Source organism: Microcystis sp. M53603_WE2, assembly GCF_030065435.1.
In genome coordinates this window covers 1-6,421 of the sequence record NZ_JASJFF010001116.1, presented here as the reverse complement: position 1 = coordinate 6,421, position 6,421 = coordinate 1, and the positions used below count along the sequence as shown (strand labels likewise).

The window sequence follows — 6,421 nt, the reverse complement described above, 5'->3', positions numbered from 1 at the left end:
ACCAGCGATTGTCGAAGTCTGGAAGACCTGCCCAAACAGGCCCTCGATTATCTAAAATTCCTAGGGGCGATCATGGAAGTACCGATCGCTATTATCTCCCTAGGAGCTAGTCGCGACCAAACTATTATCGTTGAAGACCCCATTCACGGACCCAAACGCGCTCTTTTGGACGAAAATGGCTCACCTTGGGATAATCACGAATTTTAAATCATTGCTAAAGAGGATTAGTCAACTATGCAAGTTAGCGTTGAATGTCAAAAAAGACCCGAAAATATTAACCCCAGGGCCCTACGTCGTCAGGGTTTGATCCCGGCGGTTCTCTACGGCCACAGCGGCACGGAATCGGTTTCCCTCGTGGTGGGAGAAAAAGCGGCCTTAACCCTGCTCAAAAAGGCCTCGGTGAATAATACCCTGGTGGATGTTAATGTCCCCGAAATGCCCTGGACGGGAAAAGCTTTGATCCAAGAGGTACAATCTCATCCCTGGAAAAGAAATCTCTATCACCTCAGTTTCTTCTCCGTATCTGCCCACGGTAAGCTCGATATCGTTGTTCCGATTAAAGCCATAGGAGAAGCGATCGGAACTAAACAGGGCGGTTTAATCGAACAGTTCGTCAACGAAGTTAATGTCTCCTGTATTGCTGATAATATCCCAGAAGTGATCGAATTTGATGTGTCGGGGATCGGTGTGGGGCAATCCCTGCTCGTGGGTGATTTGAAAATGCCAGAAGGGGTGACTTTAAAAGATGATCCCCATACCACCGTTTTTGCCATTGTTGCCGCTAAACGGTAAATTAATTGATCGGTCGTCGGTGGTCGGGTTTTGGGGTGATAGGGTGATGAGACAGCTTCCCCCTCCCCAACCCCCACTCTGCCATAACTGCTACTGCATACTTTGTGTTTTTTGTCAAAAAAACTTTTTCTTTGCAATAAAACTACACAAAAAAAAGATCATCGTTGTGGGTGAAATTGACCAATTTACCCGTCTCAATTTGGATCACCCTGTAGGTTTAGCAAGGGTTTCAACCATTGCTGTCCAAAAAAGCACAGAATAACCCACTTTGAAATTCTATCAAATCGCTGTAACCATTGCAACATCGTTGTTAAATAAAAATCTTTCTCAATTAATTCTTAAGAATTTGTAAATATTGCGAAATGTTAATTTAAATATTCTCAAGTTTTTGGAGTCAATAAATAATTTTTGCTTATCTTTGGTGCACATTGGGTTAGAAGTAGGGAGTTAGGAGACAGGAGACTCCGAGACAGGAGACAGGAGACTCCGAGACAGGATTCAGGAGTCAGGAGACAGGAGGCAGGAGACTCCGAGACAGGAGGCAGGAGACTCCGAGACAGGAGATTATTTTTTTTATTCTCCCCACTACCCCACTACCCCACTTCCCCACTTCCCCACTTCCCCACTTCCCCACTTCCCCACACTCCACACCCCACACCCAACACCCCACACCCCACTTCCCCACTGCCCTCTCCGGTACTCCGGTGCGCCCCTCTCCCTGCTGCCATCTACTGGAGGGTTATAGCGTGAAAACGCTCAAATAGCTCCTCGCGGGCGGATTCGATTGATAATAGCCGTGCGCTGCAAAGGAGGCAAGAAATAGACCCCTTCGGGCCAATTCGGGTCTAAGGCCGCCCCAAAACCGTTTAATATAGTCTCACTAACCAGAGGCGCAAGAATCCATAAACGGGGCAAATTTTCCTGATTGTAGGGGCTATTTTCTCGTTTGGCCTGTCGCTGTAGTTCAGCAAAAACGGCGGTTAATTTCGAGAGACAATTACGCACATCGGCACGAGTGGGAGAATTACGATCGGGTTCTAGGAGAGGGTTCTTTAGGGCAATTTGACCTAATAATCCTAGATTATCGACAGTTATTTGCCCCTCTGGATGAGGCGAAAAAAATAGATCAATCTGTCGGGTTTCGTCGGTAATTTCTTTGCTAATTTCTACTTGGCCTAGGGGCGTTAACGAAGGCGGTCGGCAGATGGCAGCGGGCAGGAGGTTTCATCAATCGAGGCGAAGAAAAAACGGTAAGATTAGTTAAAGAAAATGATACAAATATACATTGATTAGACAAAAAAAGCTATAAGTAAAAGAAAAGTCAATCTTCCTCAGCCCCATGACGAGAAAAGAACGGCCCCACTCGTGGTTCTCAAGAAAACCCTTGACCTGGCAACAATCGCGGACTATGTGGCGCGATTTATGGTTAGAAGCGTCCCTCGATTTTCCCTATCTAGCTTTGATTGTCAGTTCTTGTGCGATCGCTACCTTTGGCTTAGTCGCCAATAGTGCGGCCGTGATTATTGGGGCGATGATTATTGCCCCTTTGATGTTGCCGATTCGTAGTCTGGCTTTTGGTGGTTTAATTGGCAGTTGGCGATTAATTCGTAAGTCGGCCTTGGCGATTTTAGTTGGTACGATCATCGCTTTAGCGATAGCTTGGTTGCTAGGATTATTGATCGGAATTTCCGAATTTGGTAGTGAAATTCAGGCCCGTTCTCAACCGAATCTTTTAGATTTAGGAGTAGCAATTACGGCGGGGGCAATCAGTGGTTATGCCAAAATAGAACCGAAAATTTCAGGTACTTTAGCGGGAACAGCGATCGCCGTGGCTTTAATGCCGCCAGTTTGTACGATTGGTTTAGGATTATCCCAAGGGAATTGGGTCTTAAGTTTGGGGGCAACTCTGTTATATATTACCAATTTATTAGGCATTGCTCTCTCCTGTTTGTTGGTCTTTTTGCTGGCTGGTTATTCTAGTTTTCATCGGGCGCGTAACGCTCTAATTTTGACTTCTATCCTGACAGCAGTTTTGCTAATTCCCTTAGGAATAAGTTTTGCAACTCTGGCCAATCAAGCTCGCTTAGAAAGGTTGCTCAAAAAAGCTTTATTACAACGAACGATTACTTTTCAACGGGCAGAATTATTGGAATCTTCGATTAATTGGCTCAAGCAACCTCCCCGGGTGAGATTAGTAGTAAGAACTGCGGAAAGTATTACCCCCAGACAGGTAGAATTGTTGGAAGAATTCATTACTAAGGAAATGGGGCGACCTTTTCAATTAAATGTCTTGGTTTCTAAGGTTAATGAAGTCACTGCCCCAGAATAAAGTCGAGAAAATTAGCTCAAGTAATGACAAACAAGGATTAATTCGTTATCTTAATGTTTGATATTTAATCTATAGGTAGGGTTCAGGTGAGTGGCGGCAATCGACCAGAAAGCACGGCTTATGTGCGGATAATTAAGCAATCTTGGCAAACGGGGAAATTAGAGGGAGAAGTGCGGACGGAACAATATCAATGGCGTTTTCAATGGCATTTTCTTCAAGGCAAGTTATTAGTACAACCTTCCCTAGGTAGGGCTTTGATTTTTGAACCCTTGAATCGGTTTTTAGAACGCTACGATTATCAATTAGAACCGGGAGGAGATTATGAATTTACAGTGCGCTCAAAATTTTGACACTCCCGTTGCCTAAAGGCGTGGGGATTCTTGGTTCACCGAGATCACTTGCTTAGACAGAATCGCTTCTGAAAAAGTAGAGGTATTCTCTCCCCAAGCGTTTATCGGGTCTAGCCCGAAAGTTCCCGTATGCCCTACGGTACTTAACCCTTTTTTAAGGATATTGATAGCGGCGTTTTCATCCCTGTCCAAAACACACCCACATTTGCACTGATGGGTTCTAGTCGATAAAGATTTTTTAATAACTTCACCACAGTTTGAACAGTTTTGACTTGTATAGTTCGGTGGGATAGCAATTGTTATCTTGCCGAATTTAAGTCCAAAATATTCTATCCATTCTCGAAACTGATACCACGCCGCATCATTTATCGATTTAGCTAAACAATGATTCTTGACTAAGTTCTTAATTCTTAAATCCTCGTAGGCTATCACATCGTTAGAGTGAACTACGCACCTTGCTAACTTTACAGCAAAGTCTTTACGTTGCCTACTTATTTTAAGATGAGCCTTAGCTAATCTTTGTCTAGCTTTTTGACGATTTTTACCTCCCTTTTTCTTTTTAGATAACCGTCTTTGAAGCCGCTTTAATTTTTTCTCGGACTTTCTCAAGAATTTAGGATTGTCAACTTTATTACCCTCGTGGTCAGTATAGAAAGAAGCTAACCCCACATCTAAGCCGATACACTTACCTGATGGTTCAACATCTTCTTTAACATCACAAGAAAGAACAAACTGGCAATAATAACCATCGGCTCTATGAACTAATCTAACCCGTTTAATGTCAGACTGTTGAAAGTATCCTAAGTCCCAAGTCCCTTTTAGTTTAAGTGTTCCAATCTCCTTTTTATCACTGAAATGGATGGTTTTAGGATTAAGAAGCTTCCATCCTGTTGTTTTATACTCAACGGAACGGGAAAACTTCTTAAACTGAGGATAGCCTTTCTTTCCTGCTACCTTCTTTTTACAATTATCAAAGAAACGGGAAATAGAAGACCATGCTCTTTCAGCCGATGCTTGCCTTGCTTGGGAATTTAACTCACCAGCAAATTTAAAGTCGTGCGCTAAAACCCGACAATAAGCCGATAGGTCGTATTTATCCACACCCTTGTTATCCATCCAACACCTTAGGCATTTATTACGGATGAATTGAGCGGTGCAAATAGCATCGTCTATAGCTTGATATTGTTTTGTTTTAGCCTCAACTTTAAATTCTAGAACAAACATTTACGCTAGGCTTGACAGCATAAACTTAGTTTAGCACACTTAAGACTAAATTGACAACCTATCATTGAAAAACCGCCCGGTCGTGCGGGGAACCTTAAACCCAAATTTTCGGTAAATATGGGGGATTGAATTACAGCTTTTCTCCTGAGGATGAAGTTTAACCTAATTTGGCATCATCTCCCGATGACAGATTCCCTCAAAGGAAAACTTCGTACCTCATCATTAAGATAACCGCCTATTGATCAAGAGAAATTGACGGTTTATGGACAACCCGGCCGAGATACTAGATTTTTACAGGAAGTTTTTTGATTTAAATCCTGCCGGTTAGGCTAAAATTCGGCCATAGCAAAGCGTTATATTAACGATAAGAATTTTTAGGAACAAGGGAAATGACGCAAGGACAGAAGGTTTCAGTGGGTATTGTCGGCGCTTCGGGATATGGTGGCGTACAGTTGGTACGTTTGCTCAAAGAACATCCCCTTGTCGAATTAGTCTATCTGGGGGGCGATAGTAGCGCCGGAAAACCCTACAGTGATTTATATCCCCATCTCGGTCATAGTATTAATCTTAATGTGGAGGCGATCGATTTAGAGACAATTGCCTCCCGTTGTCAAGTGGTTTTCTTGGGTTTACCCAATGGTTTAGCCTGTGATTTAGCCCCTCCTTTGCTCGCTAAAGGGTGTAAAGTCTTGGATCTGTCGGCAGATTATCGTTTTACTAGCCTAGAAACCTATAGTAAATGGTATGGCAAGGAACGTCAGGATCAAGCGATCGCATCTACGGCTGTGTACGGTTTACCGGAACTTTATCGGGAAGATATTAAAAATGCCTCTTTGATCGGTTGCCCCGGATGTTATCCTACTGCTAGTTTAATGGCGATTTCTCCCCTGTTAAAACAGGGTTTAATTATCCCGGAAACCACGATTATTGATGCCAAATCAGGAACTTCGGGAGGGGGAAGACAAGCTAAGATTAATATGTTATTGGCAGAAGCAGATAATTCGATCGGGGCCTATAATGTAGCGGGAAAACACCGTCATACTCCCGAAATCGAGCAGATTTGCAGTGATTTAGCCGGTCATGAGGTGCGCGTTCAGTTCACTCCCCATTTAATGCCCATGGTCCGAGGTATCCTGTCCACAGTCTATGCAACTTTGCGGGATCCCAATCTGGTGCGGGATGATTTAATCACTATCTACAATGCTTTTTATCGCGCTTCTCCCTTTGTCAAAATCCTACCGGGGGGAGTCTATCCACAAACTAAATGGGCCTGTGGTACTAATTTATGTTATCTCGGTATTGAAGTGGATCCGAGAACCGATCGAGTGATAGTGATGTCAGCGATCGATAATTTAGTTAAGGGACAATCGGGACAAGCGGTACAATGTCTTAATCTCATGATGGGTTGGGAAGAATCCCTTGCTTTGCCGCAAATGTGTTTTTATCCTTAAAAATTCCTGGATGCGTTTAACCGGGTACATCTCATTTTTGTAAATCTACTGAGTTGGGATTTTTAAAGGGAAACTATCTGCTAAAATTGGTCATTACTTCCGATTTTATCACTCAATCCAAGCCTTTGGGGGGTTCTACCCCCCAAACCCCGGAGCGCATTAGTTTTTCGGTGGGATGCTTACACGCAGCTGCTGATACATTTGTAATTAGGGTTTGCTGAAAAAGCTTTTCCTGGGGGCAGGGTGTGGGGTGTGGGGTGTGGGGTGTGGGGTTT

General features: G+C 43.5%; 7 protein-coding genes and 1 pseudogene. 6 read left to right on the top strand and 2 right to left on the bottom strand.

Features of this window, described 5'->3' with window-relative positions:
• The 3 genes from PX481_RS23575 to PX481_RS23565 form a co-directional block, all read left to right on the top strand.
• On the top strand, nt 1–207 hold a 207-nt coding region (locus PX481_RS23575; protein WP_288096358.1), incomplete at its 5' end, for an adenylosuccinate synthetase.
• Nucleotides 208–234: 27 nt separating this feature from the next.
• Nucleotides 235–792: a 50S ribosomal protein L25/general stress protein Ctc gene (locus PX481_RS23570; RefSeq protein WP_002759242.1), complete on the top strand. Its 558-nt coding sequence runs from the start codon at nt 235–237 to the stop codon at nt 790–792.
• Between the two features lie 408 nt (nt 793–1,200).
• On the top strand, nt 1,201–1,542 hold the full coding sequence (locus PX481_RS23565) for a hypothetical protein (protein ID WP_288028097.1): 342 nt from the start codon (nt 1,201–1,203) through the stop codon (nt 1,540–1,542).
• Between the two features lie 36 nt (nt 1,543–1,578).
• On the opposite strand, the pseudogene PX481_RS23560 reads toward PX481_RS23565, so the two are convergent.
• A pseudogene (locus PX481_RS23560) lies at nt 1,579–2,010 on the bottom strand (hypothetical protein); the annotation flags it as partial.
• Between the two features lie 121 nt (nt 2,011–2,131).
• On the opposite strand from PX481_RS23560, the gene PX481_RS23555 reads away from it, so the two are divergent.
• Both PX481_RS23555 and PX481_RS23550 read left to right on the top strand, forming a co-directional pair.
• Nucleotides 2,132–3,121 carry a DUF389 domain-containing protein gene (locus PX481_RS23555; RefSeq protein ID WP_288096355.1) on the top strand — a complete coding sequence of 330 codons (990 nt, stop codon included), beginning with the start codon at nt 2,132–2,134 and terminating at the stop codon, nt 3,119–3,121.
• Between the two features lie 86 nt (nt 3,122–3,207).
• The gene (locus PX481_RS23550; protein WP_002733391.1) at nt 3,208–3,471 is read left to right on the top strand and encodes a DUF3146 family protein; all 264 of its coding nucleotides are present in this window, start codon (nt 3,208–3,210) and stop codon (nt 3,469–3,471) included.
• A gap of 12 nt (nt 3,472–3,483) precedes the next feature.
• On the opposite strand, the gene PX481_RS23545 is transcribed toward PX481_RS23550, so the two are convergent.
• Complete coding sequence (locus PX481_RS23545) at nt 3,484–4,695, bottom strand: RNA-guided endonuclease InsQ/TnpB family protein (RefSeq protein ID WP_288096352.1); 1,212 nt, start codon at nt 4,693–4,695, stop codon at nt 3,484–3,486.
• 389 nt (nt 4,696–5,084) lie between these two features.
• Between PX481_RS23545 and argC the strand changes: the two genes are divergently transcribed.
• Nucleotides 5,085–6,146, top strand: coding sequence for an N-acetyl-gamma-glutamyl-phosphate reductase (argC, locus tag PX481_RS23540; RefSeq protein WP_288096349.1), 1,062 nt, complete (start codon nt 5,085–5,087; stop codon nt 6,144–6,146).
• The last annotated feature ends 275 nt before the right edge of the window (nt 6,147–6,421 follow it).

Bases quoted from the DNA above. Each gene is read 5' to 3' on its own strand.
- PX481_RS23570 (WP_002759242.1), top strand. From the start codon at position 235: ATGCAAGTTAGCGTTGAATGTCAAAAAAGACCCGAAAATATTAACCCC.
- PX481_RS23555 (WP_288096355.1), top strand. From the start codon at position 2,132: ATGACGAGAAAAGAACGGCCCCACTCGTGGTTCTCAAGAAAACCCTTG.
- PX481_RS23545 (WP_288096352.1), bottom strand. From the start codon at position 4,695: ATGTTTGTTCTAGAATTTAAAGTTGAGGCTAAAACAAAACAATATCAA.
- argC (WP_288096349.1), top strand. From the start codon at position 5,085: ATGACGCAAGGACAGAAGGTTTCAGTGGGTATTGTCGGCGCTTCGGGA.